The organism is Chitinophaga filiformis (assembly GCF_023100805.1).
Lineage (GTDB): Bacteria > Bacteroidota > Bacteroidia > Chitinophagales > Chitinophagaceae > Chitinophaga > Chitinophaga filiformis_B.
In genome coordinates this window covers 2,338,350-2,357,983 of sequence record NZ_CP095855.1, presented here as the reverse complement: position 1 = coordinate 2,357,983, position 19,634 = coordinate 2,338,350, and the positions used below count along the sequence as shown (strand labels likewise).

General features: G+C 47.1%; 15 protein-coding genes and 1 riboswitch. Of the genes, 5 read left to right on the top strand and 10 right to left on the bottom strand.

The genetic code is table 11. The features are described from left to right. Nucleotides 1-20: 20 nt before the first annotated feature. The 6 genes from MYF79_RS09790 to MYF79_RS09765 all read right to left on the bottom strand — a co-directional run bounded on the left by MYF79_RS09790 (nucleotide 21) and on the right by MYF79_RS09765 (nucleotide 9,617). The gene (locus tag MYF79_RS09790; RefSeq protein WP_247813694.1) at nucleotides 21-3,194 is read right to left on the bottom strand and encodes an efflux RND transporter permease subunit; all 3,174 of its coding nucleotides are present in this window, start codon (nucleotides 3,192-3,194) and stop codon (nucleotides 21-23) included. Between the two features lie 36 nt (nucleotides 3,195-3,230). Then, nucleotides 3,231-4,373 carry an efflux RND transporter periplasmic adaptor subunit gene (locus tag MYF79_RS09785; protein ID WP_247813692.1) on the bottom strand — a complete coding sequence of 381 codons (1,143 nt, stop codon included), beginning with the start codon at nucleotides 4,371-4,373 and terminating at the stop codon, nucleotides 3,231-3,233. Nucleotides 4,374-4,428: 55 nt separating this feature from the next. After that, complete coding sequence (locus MYF79_RS09780; protein ID WP_247813691.1) at nucleotides 4,429-5,760, bottom strand: TolC family protein; 1,332 nt, start codon at nucleotides 5,758-5,760, stop codon at nucleotides 4,429-4,431. Between the two features lie 334 nt (nucleotides 5,761-6,094). Continuing rightward, entirely contained in the window at nucleotides 6,095-7,015 is a 921-nt protein-coding gene (lipA, locus tag MYF79_RS09775) for a lipoyl synthase (RefSeq protein WP_247813689.1), read from the bottom strand. 41 nt (nucleotides 7,016-7,056) lie between these two features. Beyond that, on the bottom strand, nucleotides 7,057-7,905 hold the full coding sequence (locus MYF79_RS09770; protein WP_199657482.1) for a hypothetical protein: 849 nt from the start codon (nucleotides 7,903-7,905) through the stop codon (nucleotides 7,057-7,059). Nucleotides 7,906-8,318: 413 nt separating this feature from the next. Next, complete coding sequence (locus MYF79_RS09765; protein WP_247813687.1) at nucleotides 8,319-9,617, bottom strand: DUF2851 family protein; 1,299 nt, start codon at nucleotides 9,615-9,617, stop codon at nucleotides 8,319-8,321. 143 nt (nucleotides 9,618-9,760) lie between these two features. Continuing rightward, a riboswitch (SAM riboswitch) is annotated at nucleotides 9,761-9,880 on the top strand. A 158-nt stretch (nucleotides 9,881-10,038) separates the two neighbouring features. On the opposite strand from MYF79_RS09765, the gene MYF79_RS09760 reads away from it, so the two are divergent. The 3 genes from MYF79_RS09760 (at nucleotide 10,039) to MYF79_RS09750 (ending at nucleotide 12,983) form a co-directional block, all read left to right on the top strand. Beyond that, nucleotides 10,039-11,217 carry a trans-sulfuration enzyme family protein gene (locus MYF79_RS09760; RefSeq protein ID WP_247813686.1) on the top strand — a complete coding sequence of 393 codons (1,179 nt, stop codon included), beginning with the start codon at nucleotides 10,039-10,041 and terminating at the stop codon, nucleotides 11,215-11,217. A gap of 89 nt (nucleotides 11,218-11,306) precedes the next feature. Next, the gene (locus MYF79_RS09755; protein ID WP_247813684.1) at nucleotides 11,307-12,503 is read left to right on the top strand and encodes a homoserine dehydrogenase; all 1,197 of its coding nucleotides are present in this window, start codon (nucleotides 11,307-11,309) and stop codon (nucleotides 12,501-12,503) included. A gap of 123 nt (nucleotides 12,504-12,626) precedes the next feature. Continuing rightward, entirely contained in the window at nucleotides 12,627-12,983 is a 357-nt protein-coding gene (locus MYF79_RS09750) for an iron chaperone (protein ID WP_247813682.1), read from the top strand. A 49-nt stretch (nucleotides 12,984-13,032) separates the two neighbouring features. Here the strand turns inward: MYF79_RS09750 and MYF79_RS09745 are convergent, their stop codons facing one another. The 4 genes from MYF79_RS09745 to MYF79_RS09730 all read right to left on the bottom strand — a co-directional run bounded on the left by MYF79_RS09745 (nucleotide 13,033) and on the right by MYF79_RS09730 (nucleotide 16,017). Then, complete coding sequence (locus tag MYF79_RS09745) at nucleotides 13,033-13,617, bottom strand: Maf family protein (RefSeq protein WP_247813681.1); 585 nt, start codon at nucleotides 13,615-13,617, stop codon at nucleotides 13,033-13,035. Next, nucleotides 13,617-14,558, bottom strand: a complete 942-nt coding sequence (locus MYF79_RS09740; protein WP_247813679.1) for a geranylgeranylglycerol-phosphate geranylgeranyltransferase — start codon at nucleotides 14,556-14,558, stop codon at nucleotides 13,617-13,619. The genes MYF79_RS09745 and MYF79_RS09740 overlap by 1 nt, the downstream gene beginning before the upstream one ends. 55 nt (nucleotides 14,559-14,613) lie before the next feature. After that, on the bottom strand, nucleotides 14,614-15,135 hold the full coding sequence (locus tag MYF79_RS09735; RefSeq protein WP_199657489.1) for a KdsC family phosphatase: 522 nt from the start codon (nucleotides 15,133-15,135) through the stop codon (nucleotides 14,614-14,616). 117 nt (nucleotides 15,136-15,252) lie between these two features. Further along, nucleotides 15,253-16,017, bottom strand: coding sequence for a Rossmann-like and DUF2520 domain-containing protein (locus MYF79_RS09730; protein WP_247813677.1), 765 nt, complete (start codon nucleotides 16,015-16,017; stop codon nucleotides 15,253-15,255). A gap of 304 nt (nucleotides 16,018-16,321) precedes the next feature. Between MYF79_RS09730 and topA the strand changes: the two genes are divergently transcribed. After that, entirely contained in the window at nucleotides 16,322-18,676 is a 2,355-nt protein-coding gene (gene topA, locus MYF79_RS09725) for a type I DNA topoisomerase (protein WP_247813675.1), read from the top strand. 23 nt (nucleotides 18,677-18,699) lie between these two features. Beyond that, on the top strand, nucleotides 18,700-19,581 hold the full coding sequence (locus tag MYF79_RS09720) for a transglutaminase-like domain-containing protein (protein ID WP_247813674.1): 882 nt from the start codon (nucleotides 18,700-18,702) through the stop codon (nucleotides 19,579-19,581). Nucleotides 19,582-19,634: the final 53 nt, after the last annotated feature.

The following is a 19,634-nucleotide window of genomic DNA, read 5'->3' as shown; positions in this document are numbered from 1 at the left end:
CTATGCAATAGTATTTCCGTTTATAATTCGGTATGCTGCATTGATTTATAATGTTCCTGCATAGCCTTCAGTTTTTCTTTACCATAAGCCAGGCGGGTAATTGTTACGAACAACACCGGTACAATAAAGATAGCCAGGAAGGTAGCGGTGAACATACCGCCCAACACTGTCCATCCCATTGTTTTACGAGATTCCGCACCGGCTCCACTGGCTATTACCAGCGGCATGATACCCAAGAGGAAGGCCAGGGAGGTCATAATGATAGGACGCAGACGCAGCTTGGCAGCTTCCACCGTCGCCGTTACCAGTTCCATACCTCTGTCCACACGTTCCTTCGCAAATTCCACGATCAGGATCGCATTCTTTGCCGACAAACCGATCAGCGTGATCAGACCGATCTGTGCGTACACATTGTTCGTCAGGCTAGGCAGGAAAGTCAGTGTCACGATCGCACCGAAGGCCCCGATAGGTACTGCCAGCAGTACGGAGAATGGTACGGACCAGCTTTCATAAAGCGCTGCCAGGAACAGGAATACGAATACAATAGACAACACGAAGATGTAAACCGTCTTCGAACCTGACAGGATCTCCTCACGGCTCAAACCTGAGAACTCATATCCATACCCTTCAGGTAATACCTGTGCGGCCACTTCTTCCAGGGCTTTGATAGCATCACCACTGCTATAACCCGGAGCGGGGCTACCGTTTATTTCCGCGGAGCGGAACAGGTTATAGTGAGAAATTACCGGTGCGCTTTCTATCACCTTATATGAGGTCAGTGCGCTCAATGGCACCATCGTACCGGAAGAGTTACGTACAAAGTACTGGGACAGATCCTTGATATCGCCACGGTAAGTAGAGTCAGCCTGTGTTACCACGCGGAAGTTACGTCCGTATACAGTGAAGTCATTCACATATGCACTACCCAGGTATGTCTGTAAGGCTGTAGCAATAGAAGATATCTGCACACCCATCTTCTTCGCCTTTTCACGATCTATTTCCAGCTGATAGCCAGGAGTACGCGCTGTGAAGAAGGAGAATGCCCTTGCTATTTCAGGACGCTGGTTGATGGCCATAGTGAACTTCTGCAATACGCCTTCAAACTCTTTAATATCGCCACCTCCGGCCTTCTGCTGAAGGATGAAGGAGAAACCTGCTGTGGAACCCAGACCCGGAATAGCCGGAGGAGGGATTACCACGACATTGGCTTCTTTGAATCTCGACAGTTTTGCCTGAAGTTGTGCTACCAGTGCAAATATCTGCTGCGATTTATCTTTACGTTCATCCCATGGTTTCAACTGACAGAAGATGGTAGCACTGTTGGATTTTGTTGCAAAGCTAACTACGTTCAGACCTCCGAGGGCCGCGTAGTGACCGATTGCTTTTACACTATCCAGCGTATGCATCATCTCTGTCATTACAGCAATGGTACGCTCGGTAGAAGAAGACTCCGGCAAGTCAAAAGTGATGTACACACGGCCTTCGTCTTCTGTAGGAATAAAGCCTGTAGGCTTGCCTCTGAACAGCATCACGGTACCAACCATGATACAGATCAGGATTATTACCACATAACGTGCTCCACGGATACTTTTCTTTACACCCAGTGAATAACGGCTGGTTACATGACCAAACCATGTATTGAACTTAAAGAAGAATTTATTCAGCCCCTTGGAATTCTTATCCAGGTGCATGGGCCGCAGGATCAATGTACATAATGCCGGTGTGAGGGACAATGCCACGAAAGCGGATATCAGTACGGAGATCGCGATCGTGATCGCAAACTGTTGGTAGAGACGTCCCACGATGCCCGGCACAAATCCTACCGGCACGAATACCGCAGCCAGGATCAGCGCAATAGCGATCACCGGTCCGGAGATCTCCTGCATCGCTGCATAGGTAGCCTCCTTAGGCGTCATCTGCTCATGGTCCATATTATGCTGGACCGCCTCCACCACCACGATGGCGTCATCCACCACGATACCGATAGCCAGTACGAAACCGAACAGGGTCAGGGTATTGATGGTAAACCCGAGTGGTATGAAGAAGATAAATGTTGCGATAATAGATACCGGAATGGCCAGTACGGGGATAATGGTAGCCCTCCAGCTTTGCAGGAAGAGGAATACCACGACAACCACCAGTGCCAGCGCCTCCAGCAGTGTTTCCACCACCTCGTGGATTGATACCTCGATCACGGAAACTGATTCGAATGGCACCACATAATCCACATCGTTAGGGAAGGTTTTTTTCAGCTGGGCCATGGTTTCATACACAGCTTCCGCAGTCGCGATCGCATTACTACCCGGAGCCTGGTATACCAGCAGGTAGGAAGCTCTCTTACCATCCACGTATGAGTTGTTGCTATAACTGAATTTACCCAGCTGCACGCGGGCTACATCTTTCAGGTATACTACAGCGCCATCGTCAGGACGGGTTTTGATGATGATGTTACCAAATTCTTCGGCTGTAACGAGACGGCCTTTTACGAAAATAGTATACTCATATGTTTGTCCGGTTTTCTGCGGAGGAGCACCCACTGTACCAGCAGAGATCTGCGCATTCTGTTCAGTGATGGCCGCCCTTACTTCCTCAGCTGTTACACCCATCTGGGCCAGCTTGTCGGGCTTCAGCCATACACGCATACTAAAGTCGTCGGCACGGGTGAAGATGTCGCCCACACCTTTCGCACGCAGCAAGGCGTCTTTGATATATACGTTGGTATAGTTGTCGAGGAATGTTACATCGTGTGTTCCCTTGGGAGAATATAAAGCCACCAGCATAAGGATACTGGGGTTACGCTTTCTTACTGTCAGACCAAGGCGCTGTACCTCCTGCGGCAGGGTTGGCTGTGCGATACCCACACGGTTCTGTACATCCAGCGCCGCGATATTGATATCGGTACCTACCTCAAAGTTAACAGTCAAGCTCATGGCCCCACTGTTGGTACTGTTACTGGTCATATAGGTCATACCGGGCGTACCGTTCACCTGTACTTCCACGGGAGTGGCAGTAGTCTGCTCAACGGTCTGCGCATCGGCGCCAATATAGGTACCAGTCACCTGCACAGTGGGAGGAGAAATTTCCGGGTACTGACCGATCGGCAGGCTATTCATGGCCAGCAACCCTACCAGTACCAGCACAACAGATATTACTATTGCGGTAACCGGTCTGCGTATAAAAGTATTTGCAATCATGTTTCTTCTTCTATTGATTCAAACTCAAACTGTTATCTATTTCTTGGCTGCGGCTGCATCCGGAGCTTTCTTCACGGTAGTCGTATCGATCTTACCGCCGTCACGTAAGCGGTTCAGACCTTCGGTTACGATCAATTCTCCTTGTTGTACACCGTCCATTACCACGATCCGGTCTCTCAAACGGGGACCGAGGTGTATTTTGCGCTGTTCGGCAACGGTATCTTTTGCAATGAATACGAAGAATTCCCCCATCTGCTCTATTACTGATTTGTAAGGAATGATCACGCGCTCGCCGGACTGATCGTTGAGGACGTTCATCACACCGCTCATACCTTCTTTCAGTTCACCCTTAGGGTTATTGAATTCGATACGTACTTTGATGGTAGCGGTCAGGTTGTCCACACCGCGGTCAATAACAGCGATACGACCTGGTTCATCATACTGTTTGCCATTCGGCAGCTGCAGGCGGAAAGTAGAATCGCCGGCAGATACGGCCTTACCCTGCAGGGCAGAGAAACGTGGGATGTCATTTTCGTTCACCACGAAATCGACAGCGATAGGGTTTTCGGAAGACATCGTGTTCAGCAATGTGGTTCCGGCACTTACCTGCGCCCCCAGTTTCACCTGTGAAATACCGATACGGCCGGTGAATGGCGCTTTTATAATGGAATAATCGAGATCTGTACGTGCTGCGAGTAAGGCTGCTTCTGCTGCTGCCAGCTGGCTGCGACTTACATCCAGTGCTGCATCGGCATTATCCAGTGTCTGGCGGGCAATCGCGTCCTGCTCAGCCAGTTTATGGTAACGGTCTGCATCTTTCTGTGCCTTGGTAAGATTAGCTTTTGCCTGGCTAATGCTTGCTTCTGCCTGGCGGTAAGCAGCTTCATACTTACGACGGTCTATTTCATAGAGCGGTTTTCCTTTCTGTACCACTTCACCTTCTTTAAAGAAAATGCCGGTAATATATCCTGATACCTGTGCACGCAGTTCTACCTGGTTCAGTGCCACTACAGTAGCGGGATATTTATCGTAATAAACAGCGGTGCCCATAGCGGCAGGGACAACGCTTACCGGTGTAGGAGGCAATACCATGGCTGTTTTCTGAGCCGGGCCTTTACAGGAAGCCAGGTAAAATAAGCCTGTAGCGCCAATGAGGAGAATGTGTTGCTTTGTTTTCATCTGAAAATATTTGTCCTTTCAATGACCAGGCTGGTGGGCCCGGCCAGTTTCCTTTTTAGTAGTTGTTAGTTGTTATTGTTCCCAGTGCACGCTGCAGATCTATCTTGCTCGACAGTACAGTGTACATCGCATTATAATAATTGAGCTGCGCTGAGCGGAGATCGGTTTGCGCGGTGATCACCTCAAGATAGGTCTTCACTCCTTCCCGGTACTGCAGTTCGATGAGGTTATACACTTCCTGGGCAAGGTCCACATTCTCTTTCATCACCATAAACTGGTTGAAGTTGGCCTTGTAGGTCGCCATTGCCTGTGTATACTCTGTGTTGATCTGGTTCCGCAGGTTTTCCACATCCAGATCTATACGTTTTATCTGCAGTTCCGACTGGCGGATGTTGTAGATACGTTTAGAGCCCTGGAAGATAGGAAGAGACACCTTCAGCCCTACCTGGGAACTAGGCAGGTTGTTGCTGTATAACTTCTGAAATTCCGGGTGCAGATAGGTGAAACTATAGTTTGCAAAAGCTGACACTGTAGGCAGGAAGCTCCATTTATTGTACTTCAGTTCCGCTTCCTGCAGCACCTTCTGTGTTTGCAATAACTGCATCTCGATCCTGTTGTCATAAGCCACGGTAACAGTGGTATCCAGCTGTACATTCTGTGCCATCTGGACGGTATCGTACACCAACGGTAATGACCCGGAGGCGGGGTAGCCCATCAGCTGACGCAGGTAGGCCTCGCGGGCTTTCAGCTGCTCTTCCCCGGTCTTTTTCTGCGCGCGGGTATTGTTGAGGGAGATGGTAGCCCGTTTGTAATCGGTCTTATCCACCAGTCCGCCCTGGTATTGGTTATAAGCATCTTTCAGGCTACGCTCCAGGCGTACGATGTCTTCATTCAGTACATCGATCTGCTTCTGGGTAAGCAGGAGATCGTAATAAGCCTTGGTTACGTTAGCCACCACATCAATCCGGTAGCTTTCTGTATTTTGTTTGGCCTGTTTACGGACGTCGCGGGCGGTTCTGCCAGCCAGCAGGAGGTCGCGGTTAAACAAATTCTGGTTCCACTGGAACAGTGCGGCAGAACTGTTGGCTACGCCGATCTGTGCATAGTTACCATTGAAATAGGAAGTGGGTATCTTCAGATAATGATACAGGTTGTAGTCCAGCCCAACCTGAGGATACCAGTCGGCAAGCTTACCTTTAATGGTATATTCAGTGATGTCTTCATCCAGTCTGGCCTGCTTTACAACGGGCTGATGGTTAAGTGCATACTGAATGCAAGCCTGCAAGGTTGCCTGAGGAAGCAATGAATCGGAGACCTTTTGCGCATAAGAGGGTGCATTGTACAGCACGGCACTTAGTACGGCGGTCAGATAAAATACTCTTTTCATAAAAGGTTTTGACAATCAGATTCTTCTTTACACCAATCGGAGGACAACGACGATATTGTCCGGTATATATAATGATCTATTTTGGATTTGATGCTAATGTGAATCTCGGCAAATGACGGGCACAGCTTAGCATATGCACAGACTGCAAACAGGTAGGTTCAGGTTGTTAACGGTAGATTACAATTTTTGGGATAAAAGCCGACAGACGGGCTGGCTATACTTCCATTTACAGGGAATTACAGCCAGGCCCTTCCCGTAATTGCACGGCAAAGATAATGACTCGCAATCAGAAACATGTTACCACTGATGTAAATTTAAACAACAGTTTAACTTCCTATTTCACCGTGCGTCCACTATTAATATGTTTTTCTGCATGGTAGGAGGATCTCACTAGTGGTCCTGATTCGACATAATCCAGACCCATGTTATATCCTATTTCACGCAATTCTGCGAACTCGTCGGGATGAACAAAACGGACAACAGGCAGATGTTTTGGGGTAGGTTGAAGATATTGTCCGAGTGTCACCACGTCACATCCGTTGTCGTACAGGTCTTGCATAGCCTGTACCACTTCCTCTTTAGTTTCACCAAGGCCGAGCATGATACCGCTCTTGGTACGCATGCCGCCATCTTTCAGGCGACGGATCACTTCCAGGCTGCGGTGATATTTTGCCTGGATACGCACCTGTTTGGTGAGGCGTTCCACTGTTTCGAGGTTGTGGGATACCACTTCCGGGGCCACATCAATGATGCGCTGGAGGTTTTCCCACTGTCCTCTGAAGTCCGGGATCAATGTTTCCATTGTTGTATCCGGATTCAATGATCTTACTGCTTTAATTGTATTAGCCCAGATGATGGAACCACCATCTTTCAGCTCATCTCTGTCCACAGAGGTGATCACGGCATGTTTCACTTTCATGAGGTATATCGCTTCTGCAACCCGTTGAGGTTCATCCCAATCCACAGCTTCCGGCCTGCCGGTAGCTACAGCGCAGAACCCACAACTGCGGGTACAGATATTCCCCAGGATCATAAAGGTGGCGGTGCCGGCTCCCCAGCATTCACCCATATTCGGGCAATTTCCGCTCTCACAGATCGTGTGTAACTTATGTGTGTCAACCAGGTTACGTACCTGCTTATAACTCTCTCCTATTGGCAACTTAACCCTCAGCCAGTCCGGTTTTTTAGTTCTCGGAGCAGCGGCAGCAGGCGCTGTGCTGCATGGCGTTGCGGTCGTGATCGGTGTTTCTTCCATCTCTGATCCTTTCTTTAGGACACAAATTTAATACTTCTCAACTATTTCTTATCCCAACGCTTTCCAAACTGAAGCGCGATATATGCATTGAAGAAGAATTTCTTGGCAGGCTGGTCTATCATAATGTTGATATCCTTGGTATAATATTCCGCATTCACGCCTACTTCCAGGGCGCTTACCACCTCATTGAAACGCGCCCAGTCGAACCGCAGGCCTGTTTTTGCATGTACCCCCGGAACGATGCTCAGTTCTCCCCAGCCTTTACCAAAACCGGCGCCTCCTATGATAGATGCCCTGTCCAGGAATGCCTGGTCATATAAAGGGTTCTGACCATATTTAACCTGTATGCCCTGTTCGGTATTGGGATCTACGATATTGAGGTAATAAGGTTTCAACATTCCGACAGACAGGCCTCCGTAGTAGATGGCGTTTACGAGCACGCCGTTCTTGTTGGCTTTACCACCGATGAGTCTTTGCTGTCCAACCCCCAGTTTTACCTGGTAGAAGTTATTTTGCTTACCGTATATGTAGGGTTTCTCTGAATAGATAAATCCATAAGGGTCAACACCTTTTGGTTGTCCGGCCTTTTTATCTTCCTTGGGATGTTTTTTCTCGCCAAATTCAAGCTGAAAATAATTCACCTTGGTCCTGCTCTTCCGGTACCCCAGTTCAAACAAGCCGGTCCAGCCATCGGTATTTATTCTGGCACCTGCTGAGAATTCCCTCTGATACAGGTTCTCTCCTTCTTCCAGTTGCTTGAACAAGGAAATACGCTTTAGTTTGCGCTGCTCGCGTTGTTCTTTCTTTGAAAGTCCGTCCGTTTTTGAATCCTGGGCATACAAACTACCCGCCATGACCAGTAAAAGCAAGGATGAGTATAGTCTTTTCACCTGTATAGATTTGTTTAGTTAAGGGAGTATAGCCGCGGGGCTATGCTATATAAACGCAAGGGGCATTATATTGGTATGCCTGCTGTACAAACCTACACGTTTTTTCCGTCATGTGTAAATTTGTTTTGTCTGTAAACCCACGCCCATGTATATATAACGCCGTAACCCCGAAATGGTTACAGAATGATTGGAGAGGACGATTATTGCGAGCCATCACTATAGTACCTCTCCGGAACCAATGACCTTAACTCAGGTTCACGGCATAAGATGAACATCGGTTAAGGTCATTGATACCGGAGAGGTACACTGTTGATACCGGGAAGATATCGGCTTCGACATGCCTTAAAGGTGGACCTGAAGGAATATTACTGCGCAATAGCATATTTATAGAACTAAAAAGATCGTTTACCGCTTCAGGCAATATCAGACCGGAGCAACCTTGCTCCGACGGCACATCTCAGGCAATGTTTTTCATCACAGTAATGTTGTTTCAACTGTAACAATGCCTGGCTTTCTCCCGCAGAACCGGCGTTGATATTCAATGCATTCCATTCACCTATAACGTGGTTTTCCTCCGGGGGGAGTTGTTCCATAAGATGAATGGCCTTCTCCTGGCAGCGGCTATCTCCTTTCTCCCGGCCGTACAGGTATAGCAATGGCAAGACGGTATTGATCAGGATATTATGGACGGCACGGGTACCTGGCATCTGCGTCCTGCTCACAGGTTTGCCAAATTTGTAATGGGTCTGCCAGTAATCGGAAGGCCGGACCTGCAGCATCTTTTCCAGGCTGGCCGCATCAGGGGCTTCCAGTATCCGGGAAAACAGGTGTGGGACCTGGTGAAGCAATGCGGCCAGGAAAGCGATCTTCATACTTGGAAAAGAGGCGGGACGCATCCGCAGCCATTTCCAGTGCCGGGCATCGAGCGGTGTAAGGCGGTATTTATGCCGCATGTAAGCGTACTCCCGCTGTAGCCCCTGCATATAAGGGTCTGTGGCAGTATCATCCAGCATACCTGCCTGTCCGAATAGCAGCGCTTCCAGCAGGAACAGGTCATGCTGGTGGCGAAGCAAGACCTTATATGGCATGGATTGCGCTACATGCAGGAATACTTCCCCGTTCACAGGCATGCCGGCTGCTCTTGCCATAGCACGGAAACAAACTTCTTCCCAATCGTACCGCGTTTGCAAGAGCCAGGCCTTTAACTGGTCGGCCTTTTGTTCCAGCCGCTCTATCAGCAGGCGGTCCTTCCAACCCATCCAGACAAGTTCCGGCACATCTGGCAGAGAACCTGCACAGGGAATCAGCGCCGCCGATTGCCGCAGGGCCTCGTACCGTTGCAACAGCAACTTCGGAATAGCAGGCTGCAATTCCAGCACAGGTATGCCATTGGTTGTCCCTCCCGGCATGTCATGCGCAAACACCACATGCAGGATAACATTACGATACTGCAGGTTGTACTGGTGCCCGTGCCGGAACCAGTCAGACGTTTTCAGGTGCAGTTCTACATTGCCCACCCACAATGTATCACCTATGCGGATACGCGCTGCGGTGAAATCGGGTCCTGCATGCCGGTTATGCTGACCGGGATGATCGATGTGTAAAGATTCGCCCTCCTGTGTAGTAAGACCGGTTTGGCTAAATAAGCGGAATTGCCAGATGTGTTGAAATAGCTCTTCTGCGAGCAGCGGATCAACATTCACAATGGTCATAAATGGTTGGTTAACAGAGTGATCAAAAATCAATCAAAGGGAAACAAATTAGTGAAAAAATAAGTACGTGCAAAAAATTAAAAATATTCCTTTTTGGAAATTTCATCAAAGTACCTTTAACTTTGCACCCAGTTCTTACACATGACTTATCCAGAAAGGCGGAGGGACTTGGCCCTGCGATGCCTTAGCAACCAACCTGCAGTGATGCAGGGAAAGGTGCTAATTCCGGCCCCGGTTATACGATAACCGAGGGAAGATAAGTTGGCAGAGATTGATATTCATCGTAATAAAATACCTGAAGGCTCTTCCAACTACGGAAGGGCTTTTTTTATGCCCCTTATGCTGGTAGTTATGACTGGATGAACCGTCTGATTGTGCATGTGCCAACCAGGGTATAATAACAGTATAATTGCTTTGAAGATTGAAAATAGCTACTCAATTATTGCATAGCATCCCGGTGGATGAATTGACGGGCGCCATTTCCGTACCCATCTACCAGACCTCCACTTTTGTGCAGGAATCTCCGGGGATCAACAAGGGATTTGAATTTTCCCGTGCCAATAACCCTACGCGGAAAGTGCTGGAAAATATCATCTGCAACCTGGAAGAAGGGCATGCAGGTTTTGCTTTCGCCAGTGGCATGGCGGCTATTGATGCTGTGATGAAACTGTTAAAAAGTGGTGATGAGATCATGGCCGTGGAAGACACCTATGGCGGTATTTTCCAGATGTTCCAGCATATGTTTGAACGCTTTGGGATCAAAGCAAACTTCGTAGATACCAGCAATACGGACAAAGTACTGGCAGCAATCACTCCCAATACAAAGATGATCTGGCTGGAATCTCCCACCAATCCAACTTTACGTGTATCTGATATTAAATCCATCAGCAAAATAGCCAAACAGCATAATGTACTACTGGTGGTGGACAATACACTTTGTACACCATTGCTACAGCAACCCATGCCACTGGGCGCGGACATTGTGATACACAGCGCAACCAAATACCTGGCAGGTCATACCGATGTTATCGCAGGACTGGTAGTGGTGAATTCAAAAATACTTGCAGACCAGCTGCGTTTTAACCAGAACATCTCAGGCAGTATACTCAGCCCCTTTGAGGCCTGGCTGACGATCAGGGGTATTGAAACACTCTGCCTCCGCCTGGATAAACAATGCAGCAATGCAATGGCCATCGCTACCTGGCTGTCTACACATCCGGCGGTGGATAAAGTATTTTACCCTGGACTAAGCACACATAAAAACCATCATATTGCACGTAAACAACAGAAACAATACGGCGCACTTGTCAGCTTTTCTCTTAAGAGCGACAACATAAAAAATGCGATCCGCGTAGTGAACAGCACCAAGCTATTCAAACTGGCGGAAAGTTTCGGAGGAGTAAAAAGTATGCTGGATCATCCGGCTACAATGACGCATCGCAACATCCCGGAAGAATTCAGGAAGAAGACCGGGTTGCAGGATTCCTGTATACGGCTGTCAGTAGGTATCGAGGATGCTGAAGATCTTATCAATGACCTGAAACAGGCACTGGATAAACTGAACCTGCCCGCGGGAAAACAGATCACGGTATTACAGTAATAACAATCATATTTTTCATTAAAAGTAATGCAGTTTGCTTTCTATCAACCTGCTGCATGAAGGAAGTATATAAGCACTAAGTATAGAACATGGAAAACAAGATCATCAATTTAGGTATTTTCGGATTTGGTTGTGTGGGACAAGGGTTATACGAGGTACTCAACAGAACAAAAGGTATCAATGCCCGTATCAAAAAGATATGTATTAAAGATCCTAACAAATCGCGTCCTATTGACGCCAGTTACTTTACTACTGACAAAAATGAAATTCTGAATGATCCTACCATCGATGTAGTGGTAGAATTGATCAATGACACTGAAGCTGCATTTGAAATAGTAAGTACTGCACTGCGTAATGGCAAGGCAGTAGTAAGCGCCAGCAAACGCATGATCGCAGAAAACCTGCCCGCATTATACCAGCTGCAGGTGGAAAACAAAGTACCTTTCCTCTACGAAGCCTCCAGCTGCGCAAGTATTCCTATCATCCGTAACCTGGAAGAATACTATGACAACGACCTGCTGAATGCGGTGGAAGGTATCTGTAACGGTTCTACGAATTACATTCTTACCAAAATATTTGAAGAGAACCTGAGCTTTGAAACAGCGCTGCAACAGGCACAGGACAAAGGTTTCGCAGAAACAGACCCTACCCTGGACATTGAAGGGTACGATCCTAAGTTCAAGATCGTGATCCTGTTATTACATGCCTTCGGTACTTTCGTAAAACCAGAAGAAGTATTCAACTATGGTATCCATCATCTGAACGATTTCGATATCCAATTTGCAAAGCAACGCAACTGTACCATTAAGCTGATCGGCAACTGCCGCAGGCAGAACGGGCATGTGAATGCATATGTATTGCCACACCTGATCAGGGAACATAACCTGTTGTACGATGTATACAACGAATACAACGGCATCCTGCTGGAGAGCGCATTCACCGACAAACAGTTCTTTGTGGGTAAGGGTGCAGGTGGTACTGCTACCGGTAGTGCAGTGCTGTCGGATATCTCTGCATTATTGTATAATTATCGCTACGAGTATAAGAAGATCAAGCAATCCAATCAGCCGGCATTCACCAATGATGTACAACTGAAAGTATACCTGCGTTACCGCACTGCAGACCAGGTACATCTTGCAGATTTCTACAACATCTCCGAAAAATATGAGTCTGCCACATATAGCTATGTAGTAGGTGTCATCAACCTTGAGAAGCTGAAAACTGCTACATGGTTGAAGAACAAGGATGTGAACCTGCTGGTGCTGGAAGAGGAAAATGCACGTTAGTCTTCATTAATCAGCCATATACGCAGAGGGTATCAGTTAGTGCTGATACCCTCTTGTTTTTACAGATCCATAGCCTACACTAAAGGACGATGCTTTGTATATTTGCATCAAACACCCCACGTCATGAAAAACGCCGCTTCAGACATTGACGCCTATATTGCAACATTTCCGGAAGATATACAGGCCCGGCTACAGGAAGTCCGTGCCACCATCCGTAAAGCAGCCCCTGAGGCAACAGAAGCCATCAAATATGCCATACCGACCTTTGTACTGAAAGGCAACCTGGTGCATTTTGCGGCATTTAAAAATCACATAGGCTTCTACCCTGCACCAACAGGTATCAAAGCATTTGAAAAGGAATTATCAGTGTATAAACAGGGAAAAGGATCTGTACAGTTTCCCCTGGATCAACCTATGCCATTGGCGTTGATCACCAGGATCGTGGAGTATAGGGTTAAGCAGCAATATGGAAACAGGTGAACGTTTAAGTGAGTCTCAAAGCCTTCGTTTCTTTGATCCCCTCCCCTGATCAATTATTCTCAGCGGCAATAGATTCCAGTGCTTCCACGACATTGCTTACAGGCAATCCCATCACATTGTAGAAACAACCGTCAATACGATCTATTCCAACGGCTCCTATCCATTCCTGTATTGCATAGGCGCCGGCCTTATCGTAAGGCTTGTAGGTATCCACATAGTAGGTGATCTGCTCAGTGGTGAGTGGTTTGAAATGCACAGCGGTTTCTTTGGAGAAAGCCAGTTCCTGCTGCTCCCGTTTGATCACGACACCTGTGATAACCCGGTGTATCCGGCCACTCAATGCCGACAGGATGCGGATGGCATCTTCCCTGTCTTTAGGTTTACCGATGATGGTATCATCTAAAACAACAACGGTATCTGCAGTGATTATGATATCTTCTGCTGTACATAAAGCCGCTACTGCTGCAGATTTCTGCCTGGCAATATGCACGGGCACTTCCGGAATAGCCATATCAGCGGGAAAGGTTTCAGCGGTATCCACTACTTTCACTTCAAAAGGAATTCCTGCCTGCTCCAGCAGTTGCTTTCTGCGCGGTGACTGAGAAGCAAGGATCACACGTTTTCCGGTATACATCAGAGGAATATTTTAAAAAAGATCATAGACAGGATGCCGGTCAGCATCAGCCATTTCACGAGTGAGCTAACCCTGTGATAATGTTCCGGCAAATGGGCCTTCTTCAACAGGGTATAAATATAATAAGCAGGCGCCTGCACAAACACTACCAGGTAGATAATAGCCGGCCACCAACCGATAAGTCCTATTCTTATTTCCACCGCCACGATCAGGACCTGCAGGGCTAACAGCAACATATAACAGATGCGTTTGGCCGCTTCTACGCCCCATACAATGGGTATAGTGCGACAACCATCTTTCGCATCGCCTAACATATCTTCCAGGTCTTTTACTATTTCACGTACAAGAGAAATGACAAAAGCGAACAGAGCATATACTCCGATGATCTGGATCAGTTTTCTGCCCGCCGGCGACATGATGGCTTCAAAACTTTCATATATCTGCTTTTCATAAAAGCCTACGACAACTACTGCCAGGGCCGTCAGTAACGAGATCAGCACATTCCCGATCAGGATCTGACGCTTAAAGGAAGTAGAATAGAACCAGAGGATCAGGGAACAGATCACCTGGGTGAGGCCCAGATAGATCTGGCCGATCTGCCAGGCCACAATAAAACCAATGGATACACCTGCCATATTAAATATGGTATGCCAGGCCATGGCCCAGCGTCGATTGATGATCTTATCGAGCACCATCTTTTCAGGTTTGTTGATAATATCTATATTAATGTCGAAGTAGTCATTAATGATATTCCCCGCAGCTGCTATTAATACAGTAGAGAGCGACAGCAGGAAAAAGGAAAGCCAGGAAAGAGAAGGCCCTTCTCCGTTATATTCCAGCACCGGCGCCACTACACAATACTGTAGCAGGAACTGGGTTAATGCTATATAGATCAGGTTTGGATATCGGATCAACCTTAAAAAGGCAATCAGCAATTTCATAGTTCAATAATTGCGGTAAAAATAATTCCAGTTACATATCATGTAGCCTCAGCCTTTAACGGCTGGCGATCTCCTCATCCATCATCCAGTGACCATTCAGTTTCAGCACCTTTTCAATGATCTCCCGCACGCAACCATTTCCGCCATTGATAGGTGATACATACCGGCAGATGCCCCTGATTTCGGGAGCGGCATCTGCAGGGCATACCGGCAGGCCGACCAGTTGCATAGCCCGGTAATCCGGTATATCATCGCCCATAAATATGATCTCTTCCCAGCGCAGGTCGTTTTCAAACACATAATCCTGTAATTTCTCCTGCTTGTCTAAAACGCCGGTATAAATATCTTTTATACCCAGGCCCTGTAAACGGCTAACCACGCTTTCTGACCTTCCGCCCGAAATGATCACGACCCGGTACCCTTTCTTCACTGCCAGCTGTAAGGCGTAACCGTCCCGGATGTTCATTTTCCGTGACTGTTCCCCGTTGGGCAACAACTGCACAGTTCCATCGGTCAACACGCCATCAACGTCAAATACAAAGGTGGAAATAGGTTTAAAAAGAGATAAAATGTTCATTGAGCATTAATTAGGAACCCATGAACCAGGGAGCGGGGAAGCAAATGCTATAAATACTGGTTTCCGAGTCCCTGGTTCCTGATTGAATTCGGCAAAAGTACCACAGATTTTCAAATGTCAGCTGCGGTGGAAATCATAAATACTATCTGACATGACCTGGTAGATCAGTTTGAGGTACTCTTCATTTTCCAGCAGGGCACGGTGGCGGGACATGGTAGCCTCATCCTTTCGAACGGCAGGGCCTGTCTGAACGGATTCAGGAGGAAATTTCTCCAGCCGGTCAAAAGTCTCCTTTATAATAGGCTGTAGCAAGCTAAAGTCCAGTCCTTCCTTTTCACAGTAGCGCTTGGCCCTGGCAATCAGGTGGTTAGTAAAGTTGTTGCATAGTACAGCCGCCAGGTGTAACTGGAGGCGCTGATGCGAACTAACTTCCTGTATATCAGGACTTATACTCTGTGCTACCGGTTTTATCCTGCGCATGACCTCATCGCTGGCAGCCTCAAGCAGCAGCGGGATGGCGGGATAGTTCCGGACTTCCTTCCGGAGGGATTGCAAAGGGTAGATCACGCCCGTATTCAGGGAGATCTTTTTAATGGCATCGAGGGGTACTGCTCCGGCAGTATGCACTACAAAACGTTTTCCCAGTCTCAGCTCGTCGTTCAGCTCAGGGATAGCGGCGTCACTTACGGCCATCAGGTAAAGGTCTGCCTCCATATTAATATCCAGCAGATCGTTGGTACCGGTAGAATGCAATGATTCTGCCAGCTCAACAGCATTTTCCTTCTTACGGCTGATCACCTGCAGGATCTGATGACCATGCAGTTTCAACAAATGACCAAAACAATGCGCTACATTCCCTGCGCCAATAATTACTATATCCATTCAGTCTAAGGTTAATATATATTATGGTGTACCGGTTTTCAGACAAAGCATGCGGAGATATTGCACTCATATCTTTATATGGTCAGGTTACTTCGCGTTTAGCAACGTTCTTATCCAGCAATTTAAGTATTAAACTGTTAACGGCTCATTTTTAATGATTTTATCAAAAATATTACATTTACCTTCAATGCGTTAAAACAGTCTTATTTTTTATTCTCAACCTACTTTTATATACTTGCAAAATTCGTATTGGTATTTTTTATACGGAATTTTACGTATCTAGTAGCTCATAAAGACGGCATTCATGGCAAAAAATCTAGTAATTGTTGAGTCTCCGGCGAAAGCCAAGACGATTGAAAAGATACTGGGCAAAGACTTCGAGGTAAAATCCTGCTTTGGTCACATCCGCGATCTGGAGAAGGATGATATGGGTATTGATATCCCCAATAACTTTAAACCTAAGTATACTATACCTGAGGATAAAGAGAAGATAGTTAAGGAATTAAAGAAACTTGCGAAAGAAACTGAGGAAGTTTGGTTAGCAACGGATGAGGACCGTGAGGGGGAAGCCATCTCATGGCATTTATGTGAGGTACTGGGTCTTGACCCGGACGTTACCAAACGTATCGTTTTCCATGAAATTACTAAGCCAGCCATCGAAAAAGCCGTACAACAGCCCCGCCTATTAGATATGAACCTGGTCAACGCCCAGCAGGCCAGGCGTATTCTTGACAGAATAGTAGGTTTTGAACTATCGCCCGTGCTCTGGCGTAAGATGAGCATGCGTAATTCATTGTCTGCCGGCCGTGTACAATCTGTAGCGGTAAGGCTGATCGTAGAGCGGGAACGTGAGATCAATACATTCAATGCCGTTAGCAGTTTTAGGGTAGAAGCCTTCTTTACTGCTAAAGATCTTCAAGGCAAAAATATTACTTTTAAAGCTGAAGGCCCCACCCGCTTCAAGACTGCCGAAGATGCTGAAAAGTTCCTTGAGCAGTGCATCGGCGCAGCCTATTCGGTGAAGGACATTCAGGTAAAACCTGGTAAGAAATCGCCTGCAGCCCCATTCACTACTTCTACCCTGCAACAGGAAGCCAGCCGTAAACTGGGCTATAGCGTTTCCAAAACAATGTTGCTGGCGCAGAAGTTGTATGAAAGTGGTAAGATCACGTATATGCGTACTGACTCTGTGAACCTGTCAGACACAGCGCTCGCAGATATCCAGAACGCCATTACTACCAACTACGGGCAGAAATATCATCAGCACCGTAAATTCAAGAATAAAAATGAATCTGCCCAGGAGGCGCATGAGGCAATCCGCCCAACCTATATGGAAAATGCGTCTGTTGATGACAGCGATACCAAAAAGCTCTATGAACTGATCTGGAAACGTACCATCGCAAGCCAGATGAGCGACGCGGAACTGGAGAAGACGATTGCTAAAATTGACATCTCCACCAATCACGAAGAGCTGACAGCCAGTGGTGAAGTATTGAAGTTTGACGGGTTCCTGAAAGTATACATGGAAGGTAAAGACGATGAAGATGTGAGCGATGAGGACGAAAATGACGGCTCTTTGCCACCATTGGCGGTAAAACAGGTGCTTGACCTGAAAGAAATGAAGGCCACTGAACGTTTTACCCGTCCTGCACCCCGCTATACAGAGGCCAGCCTGGTAAAGAAACTGGAAGAACTGGGTATCGGACGTCCATCCACCTACGCTCCCACCATTACTACCGTTCAGAAACGTGGTTATGTGGAGAAACGTGATAAGGAAGGCGTAAAAAGGGACTTCCGTATCCTCAACCTGAAAGCCGACAAGATCACCAAGATCACAGATACGGAGAATACCGGCGCAGAAAAATCCAAACTGTTCCCGACAGACCTGGGTATGATCGTGACCGACTTCCTGAACCAGTATTTTGGTTCTGTGATGGACTACGGTTTCACTGCGAAGATCGAAGGAGAATTTGACGAGGTGGCCCACGGTAAGAAGGTCTGGAACAAGATGCTGAACGACTTCTATACACCTTTCCATAAAGATGTAGAGAACACGCTGGAAAAGGCGGAAAGAGTAAAAGGCGAACGCCTGCTTGGCACTGATGCCGAAACAGGTAAACCGATCGTAGCGCGCATGGGACGTTATGGCCCTATGATCCAGATCGGTAAAGCGGAAGACGAAGAGAAGCCGAAATTCGCAAAAATGAAGTCCACTCAAAGTATAGAAACTATTACTTTAGAGGAAGCGATGGAACTGTTCAAACTACCCCGCAACCTGGGTAAATTTGAAGACGAAGATGTACTGGTGAACATTGGCAGGTTCGGACCTTATGCAGCGCATGATAAGAAGTTCTATTCCCTGAAAAAGGAAATGGACCCATACACAGTGGAGCTGGATGAAATAGCCCCGCTGATCGTAGAAAAGAGAGCAGCCAAGGATGAACGCACCATAAAAATTTTCGAAAAAGAAAAGATCCAGATACTGAAAGGCCCCTACGGACCGTATATAAAACAGGGATTAAGGAATTACAAGATACCAAAAGAAAAGATTGACACCGCCGCTGACATAACACTGGAAGAAGCTAAAGCCATCATCGAAGATGTCAAGGCCAATCCTCCAAAGAAGAAAGCGCCACCGAGGAAGAAGAAGGCGGAATAAATGGACACCTGTACATTCATTTTATGCACGAGACCAAGGAAATAAATGCTTTGTTCCACCTGTTGGATGATCCTGACCAGGAGGTGTATGATACTGTTGCCAACAAGATATTGCTGTTTGGAAAAGAGATCATTCCCAACCTCGAGCACTTATGGGAAAATACGGTCGATGAATCCATCCAGGAAAGAATCGAGCAGCTTATTCACCGCGTGCATTATAAAGATCTGCAGGTAGCGCTGCAGGGATGGAGCAAGACAGAATCGCCCGACCTCTTGCAGGGTTCCATACTGGTAGCGCAATACCAGTTTCCGGATATGCAGCCCAATAATGTTGTAGCAGAAATTGAGAGGATCAAACGGAATATCTGGCTGGAACTGAATAACTACCTCACTCCGCTGGAACAGATCAATGTCCTGAACAGCATGATCTACAACTACTTCGGACTGAAAGGGGAAGAAGTGGCCTACGTACGTAAGAACCAGTTCTTCATTAACCAGGTGATAGAATCCCGCAAGGGCAATCCGCTGACTAACGGCATTGTATACCAGAGCCTCTGCGCCATGCTGGACCTCCCGGTATATGCTGTAAATATTCCCCGGCAGTTCATACTGGGTTATTTCGATACATTCTATGACTTTACCGAAACACCCAGACCTGACGACAACCGCATCCTTTTCTTCATAGATCCCATCCAGGGACAGATCTATTCACACCAGGATGTAGAAGGATACCTGAAACGGATGTCCATTCCAATGACACCCTCCTACTATCAGCCACAGTCTACCAGGAGGATTATACAGTTCCTGCTGGAAGAATTACTGAAATGCTTCCAGGACGAGAAAGAAGAGTATAAAAGGGATGAGCTGAGGACCCTGATAAAGCTTCTGGGCGATAAGATGGAATAAACGTCAATAAGATCACTAAAAAGAAAGGCGTCCGCATAGCGGACGCCTTTCTT

Bases quoted from the DNA above. Each gene is read 5' to 3' on its own strand.
- MYF79_RS09745 (WP_247813681.1), bottom strand. From the start codon at position 13,617: ATGTATACCGGAAAACGTGTGATCCTTGCTTCTCAGTCACCGCGCAGA.
- MYF79_RS09785 (WP_247813692.1), bottom strand. From the start codon at position 4,373: ATGAAAACAAAGCAACACATTCTCCTCATTGGCGCTACAGGCTTATTT.
- MYF79_RS09755 (WP_247813684.1), top strand. From the start codon at position 11,307: ATGGAAAACAAGATCATCAATTTAGGTATTTTCGGATTTGGTTGTGTG.
- MYF79_RS09780 (WP_247813691.1), bottom strand. From the start codon at position 5,760: ATGAAAAGAGTATTTTATCTGACCGCCGTACTAAGTGCCGTGCTGTAC.
- MYF79_RS09790 (WP_247813694.1), bottom strand. From the start codon at position 3,194: ATGATTGCAAATACTTTTATACGCAGACCGGTTACCGCAATAGTAATA.
- MYF79_RS09740 (WP_247813679.1), bottom strand. From the start codon at position 14,558: ATGAAATTGCTGATTGCCTTTTTAAGGTTGATCCGATATCCAAACCTG.
- MYF79_RS09730 (WP_247813677.1), bottom strand. From the start codon at position 16,017: ATGGATATAGTAATTATTGGCGCAGGGAATGTAGCGCATTGTTTTGGT.
- MYF79_RS09720 (WP_247813674.1), top strand. From the start codon at position 18,700: ATGCACGAGACCAAGGAAATAAATGCTTTGTTCCACCTGTTGGATGAT.
- MYF79_RS09750 (WP_247813682.1), top strand. From the start codon at position 12,627: ATGAAAAACGCCGCTTCAGACATTGACGCCTATATTGCAACATTTCCG.
- lipA (WP_247813689.1), bottom strand. From the start codon at position 7,015: ATGGAAGAAACACCGATCACGACCGCAACGCCATGCAGCACAGCGCCT.
- MYF79_RS09735 (WP_199657489.1), bottom strand. From the start codon at position 15,135: ATGAACATTTTATCTCTTTTTAAACCTATTTCCACCTTTGTATTTGAC.
- MYF79_RS09765 (WP_247813687.1), bottom strand. From the start codon at position 9,617: ATGACCATTGTGAATGTTGATCCGCTGCTCGCAGAAGAGCTATTTCAA.
- topA (WP_247813675.1), top strand. From the start codon at position 16,322: ATGGCAAAAAATCTAGTAATTGTTGAGTCTCCGGCGAAAGCCAAGACG.